Below are 17936 nucleotides of genomic sequence, written 5' to 3' on the forward strand. Positions count from 1 at the left end.
GGCCGACAGCCGGGCCGCCCGCGAGGTCGAGCTCGGCCTGCGGCTCGCGGCGGGCGACGAGCGCGGCGCGTTGCGCGCCCGCTCGCACCTGGCCGACCTGGCACTCGCGATGGGCGAGGTCGACGACGCGGTGTACCTCGGCCACCAGCTGGTCGATTCGCTGCGCGGCAAGCGCGCGCCGGCAACGCTTTGCACGGCGCAGCTGAACCTGATGCAGGCGCTGCTGGTGCGTGGGTCGATCGACGATGCGGCAGCGCTGGCCCACGACCTGGTGCAACTGGCGAGCGATTGCGGCTTGCTGTGGCAGGCGATCGATACCTTGGCGTGGCTGGCTGCCTGCCGCAACCGGCTCAAGACAGCGGCGCAGCTGGCCGCCTGGTCCGATGCGGTGTACCGGCATCGCGACGAGCCGCGGGCCGGGCAGCGTGCACAGGCGAGGCAACAGCTGCAGCCCCTGCTGGCCGCGCTGACCCCGGCGGCAGCGGACCTTGCGTCCATTGCGGGCGCGCGCCTCACCGAGAAGGCAATCGTGTCGTTGTGGAATGGCACGTCGGCCGGCGATTGAAGCGCTGGCGGATTCACCTTTTCGCCAGCCACGATGCACGGCGCCCGCGCGAGGCGGGCGCTCGACCGGACGAACGTGACTCAGGTGTTGTCGTCTTGAATCACCGGAGCACCCGTCACGGCCCGCAATTCATCACTCGACAATTGCCGAGGCCAGGTCATTCACCTGGTGTCGTTCTGGACGACAGGCCCGCCGCACACCGCCCGGAGTTCGTCCGGATCGAGTTCTCGCGTCGAGGAAGGTGCCTGCATGGGTTCGGTGCTCGGTACATCCGCCGCCAGACCGTCCAGCTCGCCGTTCACGTTGACCAAAGGTGTCATTTCTGCTCCGTGTTGAGTTGAGGGGAAAGACGGCGCGTCGGGAACCCGGCGCGCCTGTCGAAGTATCGACGACAGGTCGGACAGCTCAGCGGTTTTTGTTCTGGATCACGGGATCGAAGCTGCCGGTCAAGCCCGAGGCGATTTCGCGGACATGGCCGACCTGGCGCTGGCGATGGGCGAGGTCGACGAGGCGGTGTACCTCGGCCACCAACGGGTCGATTCGCTGCGCAGCAAGCGCGCCCCGGCGCCGCGGCGAACCGGAGGGGATCCGGCGCTCGCCGCGCCGGGAGACGGTGCAATCGATGATCGACTCGCTGCCGCCCGCCCTGCGTGCCGAGTCGACGTCGACCGGTGCCGCGCTGGGCGAGGCCGACGTCGTGGCGCTGTGGGACAGGGCAACGGCTGCCTGAGGGCCCGGCCTCGGTGAGAAGCCTCCCCCGGGCAGCCGCGGATTCAGGTGTTGTCGTTCTGGATCACCGGATCGAAACTCGCCTTGTCCGTCGGACCATTCAAGCCGGTCTGCTTGATGAACACGGTGTACGAATACGCCTCGCCGTTGTTGTTCAGGTTGCTCACCAGGCAGCGGCTCGGGTCCTGCGGGTCGATCATCGGCGTGCCGAACGGATTCCCCGACAAGGTGTTGAAGATGACGGGCGGGTTGTCGAATTCCATGTTCTGGGTGACCAGCGAGAACACGATGGTCAAGGGCCCCGCGCCGTAGTCCGCCATGTAGAGCACCTCGGGCGTCGCGCTGGCCTTCAATTTGTTGTCTATGTCGCGAAAGCCCACGACGCGGACGATGGGGGTGCGCACTGCGCTCGGATTTTCACTCATGACCTGGCTCCTGATGAAGGGTTGGAGACCGCACTGCCGCCCCGCGCGGCACGCAGCTTGTTGGCAAACTCGACATACGCGGGGTGTCGATAGGTGGAACGTTCGATCCGCTCGGCCAGGGCATGGGCCGCCGCGAGATCCCCGAGGCGGAACTTCGCCCAGGCGAGCGGGGTGAGGATCGCGCCATCGGCCATGTCGGCAAAGGGCGCCAGCTCGTCGGCGGCGCGCCGCCACGCGGCGCGTGCCGCGTCGGGGTCGTCCTCGGCTCGCAACTCGCCCAGGCCGAGCGCCGCCTGGGCGACGAACACAGCATGCTTGGCGCGGTCCGGCGTGCCGGCGCCCAGACGCGCCGCGGGATCGTTGAGGAAACTGTCGATGCGCACGGCCACCGCCGATCGATCCTTCGGCTCGGCCAGCTGCGCCGCCAGTGCCAGCTCGCGCGCGCGCAACCGCACCGCGTAGAGCGGGTTGCTGCTGTTGGTCGAGCGCACCTGGGCACCGCATTCGGAGGCCTGCGCCCACTCGCCGCGGGCCTCGGCCACGCGCTGCCGGGCGAGCAGGACCTCGGCGACGCGCAGCCGGGCGAAGCAGGCGTCGCCCTTCCAGAAAAGATTGGCCGGGTCTTCGTTCGACAGCCTGTCCGCGATGCGCAGGCTGGCCGCCGCATCCTCGGTGGCCTCGGTGGGCCGCCCCAGCGCCAGCTGGTACTGGCTGGTCGCGTTGAGCGCATTCTGGATGCCGCGCTGTGCCGTCTTGTTCCTGTCGACCTCCGGCATGCCGCGGAACAGCGCCAGCTTCTCGCGCTGCTCCGCCAAGGCACGCTCGTAGTCGCCCAGCATCTCGTAGCCGATCGCGCGCCAGCCGAGCGCCTGCGCCAGCTCGAACCTCACCGCCGGCCGGCTCTGCGCGATCTGCTGCAGGAGATCGCGTGCCGCCTGCAGCGATTCGAGGGCCGGCCCCGGCCGGTTCGTGCCCAGCAGCACAGTGCCCAGGTTGACATGCGCAAAGGCGACCTCGGCGCGCCAGTCCAGGTTGGACGGGTCGATGCGCACCAGTTGCTCCGACAGCGTCCGGTACTCCGTGAGCCGGGCCTCCGCGGTGCGCACGTCCCCACGCTTCCACGCCGCCTGGCCGACCCAGAACACGCTCTGCGCATGCTCGAACAGGCGCTGGCTGTCGCCCGGCGCCTGGGCCAGCAACTGGGCCGTGGTCTGCGCCGCGCGCTCGAACACCTCCTGGGCCTGCGCGGCGTTGCCGCGCAATTGCCGGATCTCGCCGATCAGGTGCATCGCCCTCGACCGGTGCCCGAGCGCGGTCGAATCCAGCACCTCGGCCTCCTGCGCGCCGTAGTACGCGAGCGCCTTCTCGCCCACCGAATCCAGCACCTCCAGCCGGCCCACCGGCTCCAGCTTCTTGCGCAGGTCGCCGAGCATGAACTCGATCAGGCCCTCGGCCTGCGCGCGCTGGTGCTGCGCCTCGTTGCGCGCCCGCACCGCCAGCACCGCGAGCAGCGCGAACACCACCACGCCGACGGCCGAGGCGCTCGCGATTCCCGCCAACCAGCGCAGCCGGCGCTGCGTGTCGCGCTGCACCAGGTCGTCGAAGCCGACGCCGACCATGCCGGCCAGCAGCTTCAGCGCCGCGCGGCGCGGGCCGTCGCCCTCGGCGCGCTGGTCGGCCGCGATCGGCTCCAGCGGTTCGCCCTCGGCCCGCCCATCGGCCGTCAGCGCGAAGCGCAGCGCAGGCGGGAAGCACTCGCTCGCCTCGCGGCCCGGCGTGTTGCTCGCGAACGGTTCGCCCGCGGCGATCAGCGCCAGCACCCGGCCTTCGCCATGCAGGCGCTTGAACTCGATGATCTCGCGGTTGACCCACGGCGATCGCGCCGCGTCCGGCGAGCAGACGACGATCAGCCAGCGGCTGGCCGCGAGCGCCTCCTGCACGCTCGCCTTCAGGTCGGCGCCGGCGTTCAGCTCGTCACGGTCGCGGAACAGCGGCGACAACCGCGCCGGCACCGGCCCCTGCGGCGTCGCGCGCCCGACCAGCCGCTTCGGCAGGCGGTAGGTCTCGAGCTGCCGCTGCAGTCGGCGCGCCACCAGCTTGTCGTGGTGGCTGTAGCTGATGAACGCCCCGTAGCGGGGCGAAGGGGCGGTCGGCGAGGCGGGCAGCGAATCCTCGGCGCTCATCGCCGCGTGTCCCGCACGTGCGCGAGCACCGCGTCGAGCCGGCGGCGGTCGCAGCTCTGCTCCAGCGTGCCGCCGGCGCGCGGCCACAGCAGCCGCGGGCGCTGGCGCGGCCGGGTCGACAGGTGCAGCACCGGGATGCGGCGCCGGACGGCTTCGTCGACCACGTCGGCGGTGCCGCCGGTGCCGCGTGACGGCGCGCCGTCCCACAGCGCGAGCAGCAGGTCGGCGCGGTCGAGCAAGGCATGCCCGGCGCGCAGGTAGGTGCGCCCGGCCACGCGCAGCGGCMCGCGCAGCTCGGTGATGCGCGCTGCGTCGTCGAGCAGCGCCCGGTACTCGCGGCGCGATGCGGCGCTGCTGAAGCCGCGGGCGTAGTCGTCGCGCGGGCGCGGCAGCACCGCGTGCAGCGTGTAGCCGACCTGCAGGCCGAGCCGCGCGAGGTGGCGGTCGCTGCCTTCGGCCAGGTTCGACAGCAGCACCGGCTCGATGCAGCGCGATGCGCTCGCCAGGTGGGCGAGCACCGGCTCGATCTGCGGCGTGATCAGGTCCAGCTGATGTTGTGAGATGCGATTCAAGCGATGCCCCGTGACACCGACGTGCAGCCCCCTCGCCGGCTGCCGCTTGTGGCACGGTGCCGGCATCGCGATCCCCTCGGGCTCCCTCACGTCGCTACTGCAGAACGGCACAGGTCAGTCCAGTTTTTCCTTCACTGCGGACATGGCCTCGTCCCCGAGCATAGGGCGCGTTGACCCCGTGCCGGATGACTGCGTGGTGCGTGCATGGCCGGCAGCGGTGGGAAGTGCGCAAGAAATCACGAGTGGCGCCGGCGTCGCGAGCGCATGGAAGCCCGCGAACAGCGCTGCGACCCCGAGAACGGCCGCGGCAAAACGCAGCTGGGGGGTGTGCAGGATGAAGAGCGGGCGCATCGGTTTCATGGCCCCGATGGTCGGCGCTGCACCGGCCTGCCGTCCTGAAGCGCGGCTGAATTGTCCTGAAGCCGCGAAGGCCGCCGCTGTCCCTGGGCGGACAGCGCGGCGGCGGGCAAGCTCCTAAGATCGGCGGCCATGTCGTCCCCCTACCTCCCCACACGCCCCGGCCGCAGCCGCTTCGTCGACCTGCGCGGCCTGCGCTACCACCTGCACGAATGGGGCGACGCCGGCCAGGCCAGCCCCGCGCGGCCGACGCTCGTGATGCTGCACGGCTGGATGGACGTCGGCGCGTCGTTCCAGTTCGCCGTCGATGCGCTGGCGGCGATCGAAGGCGCCGACCGCCACGTGATCGCGCCCGACTGGCGCGGCTTCGGCCTCAGCGACCCGGGCGGCGGCGACTGCTACTGGTTCCCCGACTACCTCGGCGACCTCGATGCGCTGGTGGATTCGGTGGCAGGTCCGGCCGCCGCGATCGACCTGCTCGGCCACAGCATGGGCGGCAACGTCGCGATGGTCTATGCCGGCGTGCGGCCCGAGCGCATCCGCCGGCTCGTCAACCTGGAGGGCTTCGGCCTGCCGGCCACCCGCCCGGCGCAGGCGCCGAAACGCTACCTGCAATGGTTGGACGAGTTGAAGCAGCCGATGGAACTGCGCCCCTACGACAGCCTGCAGGCGGTCGCCGACCGGCTGCGCAAGACCAACCCGCTGCTGCGCGAGGACCGCGCGGCCTGGCTGGCCGGCCACTGGTCGCGCCAGGCCGAGGACGGCCGCTGGCACATCCTCGGCGACCCGGCCCACAAGCGCGCCAACCCGGTGCTCTATCAAAAGGACGAGGTGCTGGCCTGCTGGCAGCGCATCGCCGCGCCGCTGTTGTGGGTCGAGGGCGACCGCACCGACGTCTCCAAGTGGTGGGGCGACCGCTACCCGCGCAGCGACTTCGACGCCCGCCTCGCGCAAGTGCCGCAGGTCGAGCGCCAGGTGCTGTCGCCGGCCGGGCACATGCTGCACCACGACCAGCCGGAGGCGCTGGCCGCCCATCTGGCGCGTTTCCTCCAGGCCTGACCGGCCGCCTCGCCCGTGCGGGCATGCGCTGCGTGCGAAAATCCCGCGATTCACAAAACACACACGGGAACTGCACCATGGACGTCGAACACATCAATGCCATCGGCAACACCCTGGCCGACCTGACCGAGCGCACGGTCGGCCTCCGGGGGTATCTTTGACTACGATCGCAAAGCACTGCGACTGAACGAAGTCAACGCCGCGCTCGAGAACCCCAAGGTCTGGGACGAGCCGAAGCGCGCGCAGGAGCTGGGGCGCGAGAAGCGCACGCTCGAGCAGGTCGTCGAGACCATCGACCACCTGACCGGCAACCTGGCCGACAACTCCGAGCTGTACGAGATGTCGAAGGCCGAGGGCGACACCGACGGCCTGCAGGCCATCGAGGCCGAGACCGCCAAGCTGGCCGAGATCGTCGACGGGCTCGAGTTCCGCCGCATGTTCAACAACCCGGCCGACCCGCTCAACTGCTTCCTCGACATCCAGGCCGGCGCCGGCGGCACCGAGGCCTGCGACTGGGCCGGCATGCTGCTGCGCCAGTACCTGAAGTACGCCGAGCGCAAGGATTTCAAGGCGACGGTCGAGGACCAGTCCGACGGCGAAATCGCCGGCATCAAGAGCGCCACGATCAAGATCGAGGGCGAGTACGCGTTCGGCCTGCTGCGCACCGAGACCGGCGTGCACCGCCTCGTGCGCAAGAGCCCGTTCGACTCCGCGGGCGGGCGCCACACCAGCTTCGCGAGCGTGTTCGTCTACCCCGAGGTCGACGACACGATCGAGATCGACATCAACCCGTCGGACGTGCGCACCGACACCTTCCGCGCCAGCGGCGCCGGCGGCCAGCACATCAACAAGACCGATTCGGCGGTGCGCCTCACGCACATCCCGACCGGCATCGTCGTGCAGTGCCAGGACGGCCGCAGCCAGCACAGCAACCGCGACGTGGCCTGGAAGCGGCTGCGCTCGCGCCTGTACGACCATGAGATGCGCAAGCGCATGGAAGAGCAGCAGAAGCTGGAAGACACCAAGACCGACGTCGGCTGGGGCCACCAGATCCGCAGTTACGTGCTCGACCAGAGCCGCATCAAGGACCTGCGCACCAACGTGGAAATCTCCAACACCCAGAAGGTGCTGGATGGCGACCTCGACCAGCTCATCACCGCCAGCCTGAAGCAGGGCATCTGATGACGCAGCTGAAGGCCCTGCTCTTCGACCTGGACGGCACGCTGATCGACAGCATGCCGCACCACCACACCGCCTGGGTCGAGTGGCACCGGCGGCGCGAGCTGACGATCGACGCCGAGCGCTTCTTCCTCGAGACGGCCGGGCGCAGCAACGTCGAGATCTTCACCGACATGCTGCCCGGCCGCAGCGGTGACGACTACGCCGCGCTCGCCGCCGAGAAGGAGGCGATCTACCGCGACATCGCCGCCACCCGGCTCGGGTTGATCGCCGGCACGCACGAGCTGCTCGACCGCGCGGCCGGCCTCGGCCTGAAGCTCGCGGTGTGCACCGCGTCGACGCCGCAGAACATCGCGCTCGCCTACGACCGCTTCGGCATCGGCGACAAGGTGCAGACCACCGTCAGCCCGGCCGACGGCCTGCGCGGCAAGCCGCACCCGGACATCTTCCTCGAGGCCGCGAAGCGCCTCGGCGTGAGCCCGGCCGAATGCCTGGTCTTCGAGGACGCGCCGCTCGGCGTCGAGGCCGCGCGCCGCGCCGGCATGAAGGCCGTCGCGCTGACCACGACGATGGGCGCCGACGCCTTCGCCGGCTTCGACAACGTCGTCGCCGTGGTCCCTGACCTGCTCGACATCCGGCTCACCTTCCCGATCCATCAGCCCTGACGAAAGAAGAACACCATGCGTGAAGGCACTGCACCGCTGATCCGCCGCGAGGACTACACCGCCCCGGCGTTCTGGATCCGCACCGTCGACCTGACGTTCGACCTCGACCCGGCCAAGACGCTGGTCATCAACCGCATGACGATGGAGCGCAACACCGCGCTGCCGCCGCAGCCGCTGCGCCTGCATGGCGAAGACCTGACGCTGACGCGCGTGCTGGTCAACGGCGAATCGGTGTCGTTCCGCCATGAAGACGGCATGCTGGTGATCGACAGCCTGTCCGACGTGCCGGCCGGCGAGTTCACGCTCGAGATCCGCAACACCTGCGCGCCCGAGAAGAACACGCAGCTGTCGGGCCTGTACACCTCGGGTGGCGGCTTCTTCACGCAGTGCGAGGCCGAGGGCTTCCGCCGCATCGCCTACTTCCTCGACCGCCCGGACGTGATGGCGGTCTACACCGTGACGCTGAAGGCGAACAAGAAGGCCTTCCCGGTGCTGCTGTCGAACGGCAACCTGGTGCAACAGGGCGAGCTCGACAACGGCCGCCACTTCGCGAAGTGGCACGACCCGTTCCCGAAGCCGAGCTACCTGTTCGCGCTGGTCGCGGCCGACCTGGTCGCGCGCGAGCAGCACATCCGCACCCGCTCGGGCAAGGACCACCTGCTGCAGGTGTACGTGCGCCGCGGCGACCTCGAGAAGACCGAGCACGCGATGAACTCGCTGATCGCGAGCGTGGTGTGGGACGAGGCCCGCTTCAAGCTGCCGCTGGACCTGGAGCGCTTCATGATCGTCGCGGTCGGCGACTTCAACATGGGCGCGATGGAGAACAAGGGCCTGAACATCTTCAACACGAAGTTCGTTCTCGCCAACCCGGCGACCGCCACCGACGTGGATTACGCCGGCATCGAGAGCGTGGTCGGCCACGAGTACTTCCACAACTGGACCGGCAACCGCATCACCTGCCGCGACTGGTTCCAGCTGAGCCTGAAGGAGGGCCTGACGGTCTTCCGCGACCAGGAATTCAGCATGGACATGGCCGGCAGCCCGACGGCCCGCGCCGTCAAGCGCATCGAGGACGTGCGCCAGCTGCGCCAGATCCAGTTCCCCGAAGACGCCGGCTCGATGGCCCACCCGGTGCGCCCGGACAGCTACGTCGAGATCAACAACTTCTACACCGCGACCATCTACGAGAAGGGCTCGGAGGTGGTGCGGATGATGCAGACGCTGGTGGGCCGCGAAGGCTTCGCGCGCGGCATCACGCTGTACTTCGCACGCCACGACGGCCAGGCCGTGACCTGCGACGACTTCGCGCAGGCCATCGCCGACGCCAACCCCGACAGCGAACTGGCGAAGCACCTGGCGCAGTTCAAGCGCTGGTACAGCCAGGCCGGCACGCCGCGCGTCAACGCCCGCGGCCGCTACGACGCGCCGTCGCGCACCTACACGCTGGGCATCGAGCAGAGCTGCCTGCCGTCGCCGGGGCAGGTGACCAAGGAGTCGAACGTGATCCCGGTCGCGATGGGGCTGATCGGCCGCGACGGCCGGCCGCTGCCGCTGCAGCTGGAAGGCGAAGCCGCCGCCGGCGGCACCGAGCGCGTGCTGGTGCTGCACGAGTCGCGCAGCTTCTTCACCTTCGTCAACATCGACGTGGAACCGGTGCCGTCGCTGCTGCGCGGCTTCTCGGCGCCGGTCATGCTGATCGATCATCTGTCCGATGAGGACCTGCTGGTGCTGCTGAAGCACGACAGCGACCCGTTCAACCGCTGGGAAGCCGGCCAGCGCCTGGCGCTGAACCGCCTGCTGGCCGCGGTGGCGACCGAGCAGCCGCAGCCGCTCGATGCCGCCTTCATCGAGGCGATGCGTGCGGTGCTGCGGCATGCCGAGCTCGATGCCGCGTTCAAGGAACTGGCGCTGACGCTGCCGAGCGAGACCTACGTCGCCGAGCAGCTCCAGGTGGTCGACCCGCAGCGCATCCACGCGGCGCGCGAATCGATGAAGCTGCAGCTCGCGCAGGCGCTGCGCGACGACTGGCAGTGGGCCTTCGACACGCACCAGGTGCGCGGCGGCTACTCACCCGACCCGGTGTCTTCCGGCAAGCGCGCGCTGGCCAACCTGGCGCTCGCGATGCTGTGCCTCGACGCGACGCGCCGCGGTGACACCGTGTGGCCGGGCCGCGCCTACCAGCGCTTCAAGGACGCCGGCAACATGACCGACCGGCTGGGCGCGCTGGCCGCGCTGGTGCATGCCCATGCCGAGCTGGCCGAGCCGGCGCTGCAACGCTTCCACGAGATCTTCAAGACCGAACCGCTGGTCATCGACAAGTGGTTCGCGCTGCAGGCCGGCGCCCCCGAGAAGGATGGCCGCGTGTTCACGCGCGCCAAGCAGCTGCTGCAGCACCCGGACTTCTCGCTGAAGAACCCGAACCGGGCGCGCAGCCTGATCAGCGCGCTGTGCATGCTGAACCCGGCCGCCTTCCACCGCAGCGATGCGGCCGGCTACGTGTTCTGGGCCGACCGCATGATCGAGCTCGACAGCCTGAACCCGCAGCTCGCCGCGCGCGTGGCCCGCGTGATGGACCGCTGGAGCAACCTGGCCGAGCCCTACCGCACCGCCGCCGGCGAGGCGCTGAAGCGCGTCGCGGCCAAGGCCGATTTGTCGAACGACGTGCGCGAGATCGTCGGCCGGGCGCTGCAATCCGGCGAGGTCGCGGCATGACGCAGCGCCTGACTCCGAAACGCATCAGCCTGACGCAGTACCTGATCGAGCAGCAGCGCAGCCACGGCAACATCCCGTCGCAGCTGCGGCTGCTGATCGAAGTGGTGGCGCGCGCCTGCAAGCGCATCAGCATCAGCGTCAACAAGGGCGCCCTCGGCGGCGTGCTCGGCAGCGCCGAGACCGAGAACGTGCAGGGCGAGATGCAGAAGAAGCTCGACATCATCGCCAACGAGGTGCTGATCGAGGCCAACGAATGGGGCGGCCACCTCGCGGCGATGGCCAGCGAGGAGATGGAGGGCATCTACGTGGTGCCCAACCGCTTCCCGCAGGGCGAGTACCTGCTGCTGTTCGACCCGCTCGACGGCTCGAGCAACATCGACGTCAACGTCAGCATCGGCACGATCTTCTCGGTGCTGAAGAAGCCCGAGACCAGCGCCGGAGCGACGGTTGGTGTCAGCGAGGCCGATTTCCTGCAGCCCGGCTCGCAGCAGGTCGCCGCCGGCTACTGCGTGTACGGCCCGCAGACGATGCTGGTGCTGACGGTGGGCGATGGCGTCGCGATCTTCACGCTCGACCGCGAGGAAGGCGCCTGGCTGCTGACGCAGGACGGCGCGAAGATCCCGGAAGACACGAAGGAATTCGCGATCAACATGAGCAACCTGCGGCACTGGGCGCCGCCGATGCAGCGCTATGTCGAGGAATGCCTGGCCGGCAGCAGCGGCCCGCGCGCCAAGGACTTCAACATGCGCTGGATCGCCAGCATGGTGGCCGACGTGCACCGCATCCTGACGCGCGGCGGCGTGTTCATGTACCCGTGGGACAAGCGCGAGCCGAAGAAGGCCGGCAAGCTGCGGCTGATGTACGAGGCGAACCCGATGGCCTTCATCGTCGAGCAGGCCGGCGGCGCGGCGACCAATGCGGGGCAGCGCATCCTCGACCTGCAGCCGACCGCGTTGCACGAGCGCGTGAGCGTGATCCTGGGTTCGAAGAACGAAGTTGAACGCATCACGGCGTACCACCGCGAAAACGGCTGAAAGCCACGCTATACTCGCTGGCTTCACGCCGGTGTAGCTCAGTTGGTAGAGCAGCGCATTCGTAATGCGAAGGTCGGGAGTTCGACTCTTCTCACCGGCACCAACATCGCTGGCCCTTCCGGGGGCCGGATCAAGAAAAGCCGCTTCACAGCGGCTTTTTTTGTGCCCGTTCAGGCTGAGTTGTTCAGGCCGACATCGCCATTGACGCGCCGCTCAGCTTGAACACCGCGACCGCCTCCACCAGCATGCGCGCCTGCTGCTTCAGGCTCTCGGCCGCCGCCGCGCCCTCTTCCACCAGCGCCGCGTTCTGCTGCGTCGCCTGGTCCATCTGCGACACCGCCTCGCCGACCTGCGACACGCCCGAGCTCTGCTCGACCGCCGCCGAGCTGATCTCGCCGACGATGTCGCTGACGCGCTGGATCGCCGCGACGATCTGCTGCATCGAATGCCCCGCCTGGTCGACCAGCGTCGTGCCCTGCTCGACCTGCGCGACGCTGTGGCCGATCAGCGTCTTGATCTCGCGCGCCGCCGACGCGCTGCGCTGGGCCAGCGTGCGCACTTCGGCGGCCACCACCGCGAAACCGCGGCCCTGCTCGCCGGCACGCGCCGCCTCGACCGCCGCGTTCAGCGCGAGGATGTTGGTCTGGAAGGCGATCCCGTCGATCACGCCGATGATGTCGACGATCTTCTTCGACGACGCCTGGATGCCGCGCATCGTGTCGACCACGCGGCTCACCGCGGCACCACCGTCGTTCGCCGCACTCGCCGCGCCCAGCGCCAGCTGGTTGGCCTGGCGGGCGTTGTCGGCATTGCTGCGCACCGTGACGTTCAGTTCTTCCATCGTCGCCGCGGTCTGCTGCAGCGCGCTCGCCTGCTCTTCGGTGCGCTGGCTCAGGTCGAGGTTGCCCTGCGCGATCTGCGAGCTGGCGGTGGCCACGCTCTCGGCATTGCCGCGCACGCTGCCGACGATCTGCACCAGGCTGTCGCGCATGCGCTGCAGCGCACGCAGCAGGTGGCCGGTTTCATCGTGCGAGTCGACCGTCAGCGTCGTGCTCAGGTCGCCCTCGCTGACCTGGTCGGCAAGTGCCGCCGCCTGCTTCAGCGGCCGCACGATCGAGCGGGTGACGGCCCAGGCGATCAGCGCGCCGAAGCCGGCGGCGAGGCCGGCCAGGCCGAGCATCAGCAGGCTGTCGGCGCGGGCCGCGGCCTGGATGTCGCTCGCCACCTGGCGCATCTCCTGCTGCTGCGCCTCGACCAGTGCATCCACCGCCTTGAAGTAGGCGGTCTGCATCGGCCGCACGTCGTTCAGCAGGAATTTCGTCGCGGCGGCATCGTCGTCGGCGAAGCCGAGCGCGATCGCCTTGTCGACCGCCTGCTCATACGGCGGCAGCGTCTGCGACACCGCGTTCAGCAGTTCGCGGGTCGACGCACTGTGCACCGTGGCCTCGAGGCCCGCGATGATCTCGGCGTTCTTCGCGCGCATCTCCTCGATGCGCTTCTTCTCGGCCTGCATGACGGCCTTGTCGGTCAGCAGCACGATGTTGCGCACGCCGCGCGCGATCACGTTCTGGTTGTCCTTCATGTGCGACAGCTGGACGACCTTGTCCATCTCGTCGCGCGTCAGGTCGCCGACCTGCTGGCTGATCGTCGCCATCTGCTGCCGGGCTGCCAGCGCCATCGCGACCGCCACCGTGATCGTGATCAGGAAGCCGGCGCCGAGCCGTTTGCCGATCGTGAAGTTGCCGAGGAAATTCATCGTGATCATCCCGAGGACGCTGCGGCGGAAGGCCACTACCGGCGTACTGAAGGCGATATCGACGACGGATGAACCGGCATGAAGCACACAAACGTCCCGTATTGCACACCGCGGCAACCGGCGTCGGGATGAAGAACGCCCCGCGCGGCAGAAGCCGACGCGGGGCGCGGGGTCGACAGCGGCGCTCAGGCCGCCGGGTTCATTGCGCCGAGCGTGAAGCGCGTTGGGCGCTCAGCTGGTTGTTGACTTCGACGTTGTAGCCGGCCAGTTCGCCTTGGCCCACCGAGCGGCCGATCAGCTTCATGCGCTGTTCGAACTGCTGTTGCGCGCTGCCGGCGAAGGTGTCGCCGACCGCTGCTGCCGAGGTTTCGCCGTAGGCGGCGGTGCGGCCGATCAGGTTCATGCGGGCGACATGGGCGGCGCGTTGTTCGGCGGCGCTCTGCAGCTTGCCGGTGCTGCTGTCGACGAAGTGGGCGGGAGCCTGTTCACCGGCTTGGGCAGTGCGGCCGATCAGGCGCATTCTTTCGGCATACGACGAGGTTTCGGCCAGCGCAGCGCCGTGGACGGCGGCAAGGGCGAGGGAGGCGGCGATGAAAAGCTTGCTGTTCATGATGAGTTCCTTGAGCTTGAAGGTGGCAAGTGAAAGATCGTTGGGGCTTGTTTCTTGCGGGTCGCCACGCCTTCATCGCGTGTCCGGCTCGTTCGAACTCGACCGGTCATCTGGGGAGACAAAGAGTCGATGGGGTGAACTCTAGTGGTTAACCCTGAATTCATCGACGGCCATTTGGTGAATTGATCATTGCCGCGATCGCAACAATGGCGCGCCGGCGCGGCAAGGGGTAGCCTGCGGGGCTCGCGTCCTGATCACTTCAAGGAGAACACCGCATGAGCAGCCCCTCCCCTCTCGATGTCGTCGCGATCGTCGGCAGCCTGCGGCGCGCATCGTTCACGCGCGCGCTGGTGAACGCGTTCACGCCGCTGGCCCCACCGTCGTTGAAGATCGAGATCGTCGGCATCGGCGACCTGCCGCTCTACGACGAAGACGGCGAGGCCGCCCCGCCCGCCGCGTGGAAGGCCTTCCGCGAGCGGGTCTCGCGGGCCGATGCGGTGCTGTTCGCGACGCCCGAGTACAACCGCTCGATCCCCGGCGGGCTGAAGAACGCGATCGATGTCGGCTCGCGCCCGTATGGCAAGAGCGTCTGGTCGGGCAAGCCGGCGGCGGTGGTGAGCTGTTCGCCCGGCGCGATCGGCGGCTTCGGCAGCAACCACCACCTGCGGCAGTGCCTGGTGTTCCTCGACATGCCGGTGCTGCAGCAGCCGGAGGCCTACATCGGGAATGTCGCGAAGCTGCTCGGGCCGAACGGCGAGATCAGCGACGAGAAGACGCGCGAGTTCTGCACGCAGCTGCTGCAGAAGTTCGAGGCCTGGATCCAGCGCCAGCGGCGCTGACCGGCGCCGAGCGGCGTCAGGCGCCGCCGCGCACCGGGATCGCCGCGCCGTGCACGGCGCGCGCATCGTCGCTGCACAGGAAGACGATCACGCGGGCGATGTCCTGCGGCGAGGTCCACTGGGTGGCGTCGGCGGTCGGCATCGCGCTGCGGTTGGCCGGCGTGTCGATGGTGCCGGGCAGCACCGAGTTGGCCCGCACGCCGCTGCCGCGCAGCTCCTCGGCCAGGGCCGTCATCAGCGCGAGTACCGCGGCCTTCGCGGCCGAATACACCGCCGAGCCGGCCGCCGGCACCAGCCCCGACATCGCTGCCACGTTGACCAGCGCGCCGGCGCCGCGCGCCTGCATCGCCGGCACCACGGCGCGCAGCAGCGCATGCGTGGCGCGCAGGTTCAGGTCGATCATCTGGTCGAACGCGGCCGCGTCCTGCTGCCACAGCTTCACGCCGCCGGCCCAGCCGCCGATCGCGTTGACCATCGCATCCAGCCGCCCGTGGCGCGCCAGGCAGGCCGCGACGGCCTCGCGCACCGCGGCCTCGTCGCTCGCATCGAGCTCGATGCCTTCGACCGGCACCGCACCGGCGCGCAGCTGCTTCTGCAGCGCATCGAACGACTTGCGCTGCCGGTAGGTGACCAGCACCGTCGCGCCGGTGTCGACGAAGGCCTGCGTCACCGCGCCACCGAGCGCGCCGGTGCCGCCGGCGACCAGCACCACGCGGGAAGAAATCGAAGAAGTCATGCGCAGGTCCTCGAGGGAATACGAACAAGAGAGAGGGACGAAGGCGGCGATTGTCGCGGTTCGCGCAGCGCCCCGCCCTCATTTGCAACCGATTGTTCCCGGGACACCCACCCCTCGCCGAACCGGGCAGACCCGCCCGCCACCTGTGAGCGATGCCGCATCCGATCGCACGGTCGTTCGTGAAAGCGCTTTCTGAATCCCCTCGCAATTGGTTGCAAGCCGTCGCCCCGCCCTGGCGGCCGCGCTTCGAGAATCGCCCCCGAACGTCCGGCCGTGCCGGCATACACACAGCGAGGGGAAACGTCATGTTGGGCAAAGCAAGAAGCTTCTTGGGATGGATCGTGGCCGCGTTCGCGCTCACGGCCGGTCTGGCGGGCCACGCCGCGGCGGCCGACTTCACGCAGGGCGTGACCAGTTCGGGCAGCACCGCGACGATCTGGTTCAAGTCGAGCGTCGCGACCACCTGGGTCGACATCCACTACCAGGTCAACGGCGGCCCGCAGCAGAACCTGCGCATGGGCTACAACAGCGGCGCCGCCCGCTACGAGCAGGTGGTGACCGGCGTCGCGAACGGCAACACGCTCGGCTATTTCTTCACCTACAACAACGGCGCGCCGGCCTATGACTCGGCCCGCTTCAGCGCGACGGTCGGCGGCGGCACGACCACCCCGCCGCCCGCGGCCACCGGCACGATCTGCTTCTACGAGAACGCCGACTACCAGGGCGCCTCGTTCTGCGGCGATGCCGACAATTCCTGGGTGGGCGGCACCTGGAACGACCGCGTCTCGTCGGTCAAGGTCAAGAGCGGCTACCAGGTCGACCTGTTCGACGACGTCAACTTCGGCGGCCGCACGCTGACGCTCGGCGCCGACACGCCCAACCTGGTCAACGTGAACTTCAACGACATCGTGTCGTCGTTCCGCGTGCGCCAGGGCAACGGCAGCGTCGACCTGCCGGTGGGCAACGGCGTGATGACGATCAAGCTGGTGAACAGCACCAACGGCACGTTCGCCGACAACCAGGTCTACTGGTCGATCATCGGCTACGACCCGGCGACGCGCGTGCTGTCGCACGTCGACGCGAGCGGCCGCCTGGTGCCGTCCGCGCTGTCCGACAACGACGCCGGCAACCGCCTCGCGAAGAACGGCCAGACCTACTCGAACTACTTCAACAAGCTGAGCGACGCCGGCTGGGTCTCGATCCCGAAGATCGACTCGGGCCGCATGTTCATCAGCCTGGGTTCGCCGATGTTCATCAAGATCAACACCGCCGGCGACGGACGCCTGGGCTTCGCCGGCCCCGACCTGAACAACCCGTCCGATCCGAACCAGGACGTGAACTTCGAGTGGATCGAGTTCACCGTCGACAACAGCGGCTACCACGGCAACACCACGCGCGTGGACCAGTTCGGCTTCCCGCTGAAGGCGCGCCTGCTGGGCAAGGACGGCTACGACCGCACGCTGGGCGAGAACGCCTCGCGGGCGCAGATCTTCGCCGACTTCGAAGCGCTGCCGCAGGCCGAGTTCCGCGCGCTGGTGCAGCGCCCCTACCGCATCGTCGCGCCGGCCAAGGGCCAGTTCGGCGCCGGTCGCGCGCAGGGCAACTACTTCGCGTCGTACGTCGACCAGGTGTGGAGCCGCTACGCCGGCACTGACCTGGTGTTCAGCGCCGAGGCCGGCACCTTCCGCGGCCGCGTGATCGGCAACGACTTCGTGTTCTCGAAGGACGGCGGCCCGCAGAACCTGTACATCCGCGGCAAGCCGACGACGCAGGGCATCCTCGAAGCCTCGGGCAACCTCGCCAGCGGCAATTCGCAGGAGCTGGTGGTGCAGGCGCAGATCGCCGCCGCCTTCAACCGCCACCTGCTGATCAGCGTCGACCCGTCGCAATGGAGCAACTCGGCCGCGTACTACCCCGCCGGCCCGGCCAACTACTACGCGAAGTTCTGGCATGACCACAGCATCGACGGCCTGGCCTACGGCTTCGCCTACGACGACGTGCGCAGCAAGAGCACGCTGCTGGAGCACCCGAGCCCGCGCGGCATGATCGTGACGATCGGCTGGTAAGGTAAGTCCCCGCTCCCGTGCCGGTACGCGTGTCTAGCGGCCGGCGCTCAAGCGGGAGGGCCACGGGCCGATAAGAAAAGGCGCCGTCCGCATGTCGCGGGCGGCGCCTTTTCGCTTTCGTGCATTCGTGCACCCGCCCGCGCCGTGTATCGCTTCACACTTCCGGTCCTTCGGCCTGCATCGCAGCAGCTGGCAGCCCTTGCCTGCGCCGCGGCGTGTGCCTGGATGCCTGTGGCACAGGCCGATGAAGCCGCCGAAGCCGAGCGCAAGGCGACCCTCGTCTTCAACCTGCTGCTGTTCGTCGAGTGGCCCGCCGACGTGCTGCCGCCGCAGGCACCGTCGCTCGCGCTGTGCATCGACCGCGCCAGCCCGTTGCGGCCGGCGGTGCAGGCGCTCGACGGCCGCATCGTGCGCCACTGGCGGCTCGACGTGCGCGACCTGGCGTCGGC

18 protein-coding genes and 1 tRNA gene are annotated in these 17936 nt (G+C 69.1%); 10 read left to right on the plus strand and 9 right to left on the minus strand.

The annotated features are described in order from the left end of the window. On the plus strand, positions 1-565 hold a 565-nt coding region (locus ACXJLU_RS28705), incomplete at its 5' end, for a hypothetical protein (RefSeq protein ID WP_457336882.1). 161 nt (positions 566-726) lie between these two features. Here the strand turns inward: ACXJLU_RS28705 and ACXJLU_RS28710 are convergent. The 6 genes from ACXJLU_RS28710 to ACXJLU_RS28735 all read right to left on the minus strand — a co-directional run bounded on the left by ACXJLU_RS28710 (position 727) and on the right by ACXJLU_RS28735 (position 4834). Beyond that, entirely contained in the window at positions 727-885 is a 159-nt protein-coding gene (locus ACXJLU_RS28710; protein WP_159445377.1) for a hypothetical protein, read from the minus strand. An 85-nt stretch (positions 886-970) separates the two neighbouring features. Beyond that, the gene (locus ACXJLU_RS28715) at positions 971-1096 is read right to left on the minus strand and encodes a hypothetical protein (RefSeq protein ID WP_457336884.1); all 126 of its coding nucleotides are present in this window, start codon (positions 1094-1096) and stop codon (positions 971-973) included. Positions 1097-1338: 242 nt separating this feature from the next. Continuing rightward, positions 1339-1719, minus strand: coding sequence for a hypothetical protein (locus ACXJLU_RS28720; RefSeq protein WP_143171333.1), 381 nt, complete (start codon positions 1717-1719; stop codon positions 1339-1341). Then, positions 1716-3902 (minus strand): TIR domain-containing protein, encoded by a 2187-nt coding sequence (locus ACXJLU_RS28725; RefSeq protein ID WP_457336886.1) that lies wholly within the window; start codon positions 3900-3902, stop codon positions 1716-1718. Before ACXJLU_RS28725 ends, ACXJLU_RS28720 begins: the two co-directional genes overlap by 4 nt. Further along, entirely contained in the window at positions 3899-4474 is a 576-nt protein-coding gene (locus ACXJLU_RS28730) for a hypothetical protein (RefSeq protein ID WP_457336888.1), read from the minus strand. Before ACXJLU_RS28730 ends, ACXJLU_RS28725 begins: the two co-directional genes overlap by 4 nt. A 114-nt stretch (positions 4475-4588) precedes the next feature. Next, complete coding sequence (locus ACXJLU_RS28735) at positions 4589-4834, minus strand: hypothetical protein (RefSeq protein ID WP_457336890.1); 246 nt, start codon at positions 4832-4834, stop codon at positions 4589-4591. A gap of 129 nt (positions 4835-4963) precedes the next feature. Here ACXJLU_RS28735 and ACXJLU_RS28740 point away from each other — a divergent pair, with 129 nt between their 5' ends. From ACXJLU_RS28740 to ACXJLU_RS28765, 6 genes are all read left to right on the plus strand, one after another. After that, positions 4964-5890, plus strand: coding sequence for an alpha/beta fold hydrolase (locus ACXJLU_RS28740; protein ID WP_457336892.1), 927 nt, complete (start codon positions 4964-4966; stop codon positions 5888-5890). A 77-nt stretch (positions 5891-5967) separates the two neighbouring features. Continuing rightward, positions 5968-7072, plus strand: a protein-coding gene (gene prfB / locus ACXJLU_RS28745; RefSeq protein WP_143171335.1) for a peptide chain release factor 2 whose coding sequence is annotated in 2 segments (ribosomal slippage) — positions 5968-6048 and positions 6050-7072 — 1104 coding nt in all. Because the reading frame shifts where the segments join, the coding sequence is not laid out codon by codon here. Then, complete coding sequence (locus tag ACXJLU_RS28750; RefSeq protein ID WP_457336894.1) at positions 7072-7734, plus strand: HAD family hydrolase; 663 nt, start codon at positions 7072-7074, stop codon at positions 7732-7734. Before prfB ends, ACXJLU_RS28750 begins: the two co-directional genes overlap by 1 nt. A 15-nt stretch (positions 7735-7749) precedes the next feature. Further along, positions 7750-10446, plus strand: a complete 2697-nt coding sequence (pepN, locus tag ACXJLU_RS28755) for an aminopeptidase N (protein WP_457336896.1) — start codon at positions 7750-7752, stop codon at positions 10444-10446. Continuing rightward, on the plus strand, positions 10443-11480 hold the full coding sequence (locus tag ACXJLU_RS28760; RefSeq protein WP_457336898.1) for a class 1 fructose-bisphosphatase: 1038 nt from the start codon (positions 10443-10445) through the stop codon (positions 11478-11480). The genes pepN and ACXJLU_RS28760 overlap by 4 nt, the downstream gene beginning before the upstream one ends. Before the next feature lie 27 nt (positions 11481-11507). Beyond that, positions 11508-11583: transfer RNA gene (locus ACXJLU_RS28765), tRNA-Thr, on the plus strand. Between the two features lie 81 nt (positions 11584-11664). Here ACXJLU_RS28765 and ACXJLU_RS28770 read toward each other — a convergent pair. Next, positions 11665-13236 (minus strand): methyl-accepting chemotaxis protein, encoded by a 1572-nt coding sequence (locus ACXJLU_RS28770; RefSeq protein WP_457336900.1) that lies wholly within the window; start codon positions 13234-13236, stop codon positions 11665-11667. A 199-nt stretch (positions 13237-13435) separates the two neighbouring features. After that, complete coding sequence (locus ACXJLU_RS28775) at positions 13436-13846, minus strand: hypothetical protein (RefSeq protein WP_457336902.1); 411 nt, start codon at positions 13844-13846, stop codon at positions 13436-13438. A gap of 275 nt (positions 13847-14121) precedes the next feature. Between ACXJLU_RS28775 and ACXJLU_RS28780 the strand changes: the two genes are divergently transcribed. Continuing rightward, on the plus strand, positions 14122-14685 hold the full coding sequence (locus tag ACXJLU_RS28780) for an NADPH-dependent FMN reductase (RefSeq protein ID WP_457336904.1): 564 nt from the start codon (positions 14122-14124) through the stop codon (positions 14683-14685). 16 nt (positions 14686-14701) lie between these two features. On the opposite strand, the gene ACXJLU_RS28785 is transcribed toward ACXJLU_RS28780, so the two are convergent. Beyond that, the gene (locus ACXJLU_RS28785) at positions 14702-15421 is read right to left on the minus strand and encodes an SDR family NAD(P)-dependent oxidoreductase (RefSeq protein ID WP_457336906.1); all 720 of its coding nucleotides are present in this window, start codon (positions 15419-15421) and stop codon (positions 14702-14704) included. Between the two features lie 329 nt (positions 15422-15750). Here ACXJLU_RS28785 and ACXJLU_RS28790 point away from each other — a divergent pair, with 329 nt between their 5' ends. Together ACXJLU_RS28790 and ACXJLU_RS28795 are read left to right on the plus strand one after the other, a co-directional pair. Further along, complete coding sequence (locus tag ACXJLU_RS28790; protein WP_457336908.1) at positions 15751-17487, plus strand: beta-1,3-glucanase family protein; 1737 nt, start codon at positions 15751-15753, stop codon at positions 17485-17487. Positions 17488-17712: 225 nt separating this feature from the next. Next, positions 17713-17936 (plus strand): YfiR/HmsC family protein (locus ACXJLU_RS28795; RefSeq protein WP_457336910.1); only part of this gene is annotated, 224 nt, incomplete at its 3' end.

It is taken from the genome of Rhizobacter sp. P5_C2, assembly GCF_054049715.1.

Bases quoted from the DNA above. Each gene is read 5' to 3' on its own strand.
- pepN (WP_457336896.1), top strand. From the start codon at position 7,750: ATGCGTGAAGGCACTGCACCGCTGATCCGCCGCGAGGACTACACCGCC.
- ACXJLU_RS28720 (WP_143171333.1), bottom strand. From the start codon at position 1,719: ATGAGTGAAAATCCGAGCGCAGTGCGCACCCCCATCGTCCGCGTCGTG.
- ACXJLU_RS28780 (WP_457336904.1), top strand. From the start codon at position 14,122: ATGAGCAGCCCCTCCCCTCTCGATGTCGTCGCGATCGTCGGCAGCCTG.
- ACXJLU_RS28760 (WP_457336898.1), top strand. From the start codon at position 10,443: ATGACGCAGCGCCTGACTCCGAAACGCATCAGCCTGACGCAGTACCTG.
- ACXJLU_RS28735 (WP_457336890.1), bottom strand. From the start codon at position 4,834: ATGAAACCGATGCGCCCGCTCTTCATCCTGCACACCCCCCAGCTGCGT.
- ACXJLU_RS28725 (WP_457336886.1), bottom strand. From the start codon at position 3,902: ATGAGCGCCGAGGATTCGCTGCCCGCCTCGCCGACCGCCCCTTCGCCC.
- ACXJLU_RS28750 (WP_457336894.1), top strand. From the start codon at position 7,072: ATGACGCAGCTGAAGGCCCTGCTCTTCGACCTGGACGGCACGCTGATC.
- ACXJLU_RS28770 (WP_457336900.1), bottom strand. From the start codon at position 13,236: ATGAATTTCCTCGGCAACTTCACGATCGGCAAACGGCTCGGCGCCGGC.
- ACXJLU_RS28785 (WP_457336906.1), bottom strand. From the start codon at position 15,421: ATGACTTCTTCGATTTCTTCCCGCGTGGTGCTGGTCGCCGGCGGCACC.
- ACXJLU_RS28710 (WP_159445377.1), bottom strand. From the start codon at position 885: ATGACACCTTTGGTCAACGTGAACGGCGAGCTGGACGGTCTGGCGGCG.
- ACXJLU_RS28775 (WP_457336902.1), bottom strand. From the start codon at position 13,846: ATGAACAGCAAGCTTTTCATCGCCGCCTCCCTCGCCCTTGCCGCCGTC.
- ACXJLU_RS28740 (WP_457336892.1), top strand. From the start codon at position 4,964: ATGTCGTCCCCCTACCTCCCCACACGCCCCGGCCGCAGCCGCTTCGTC.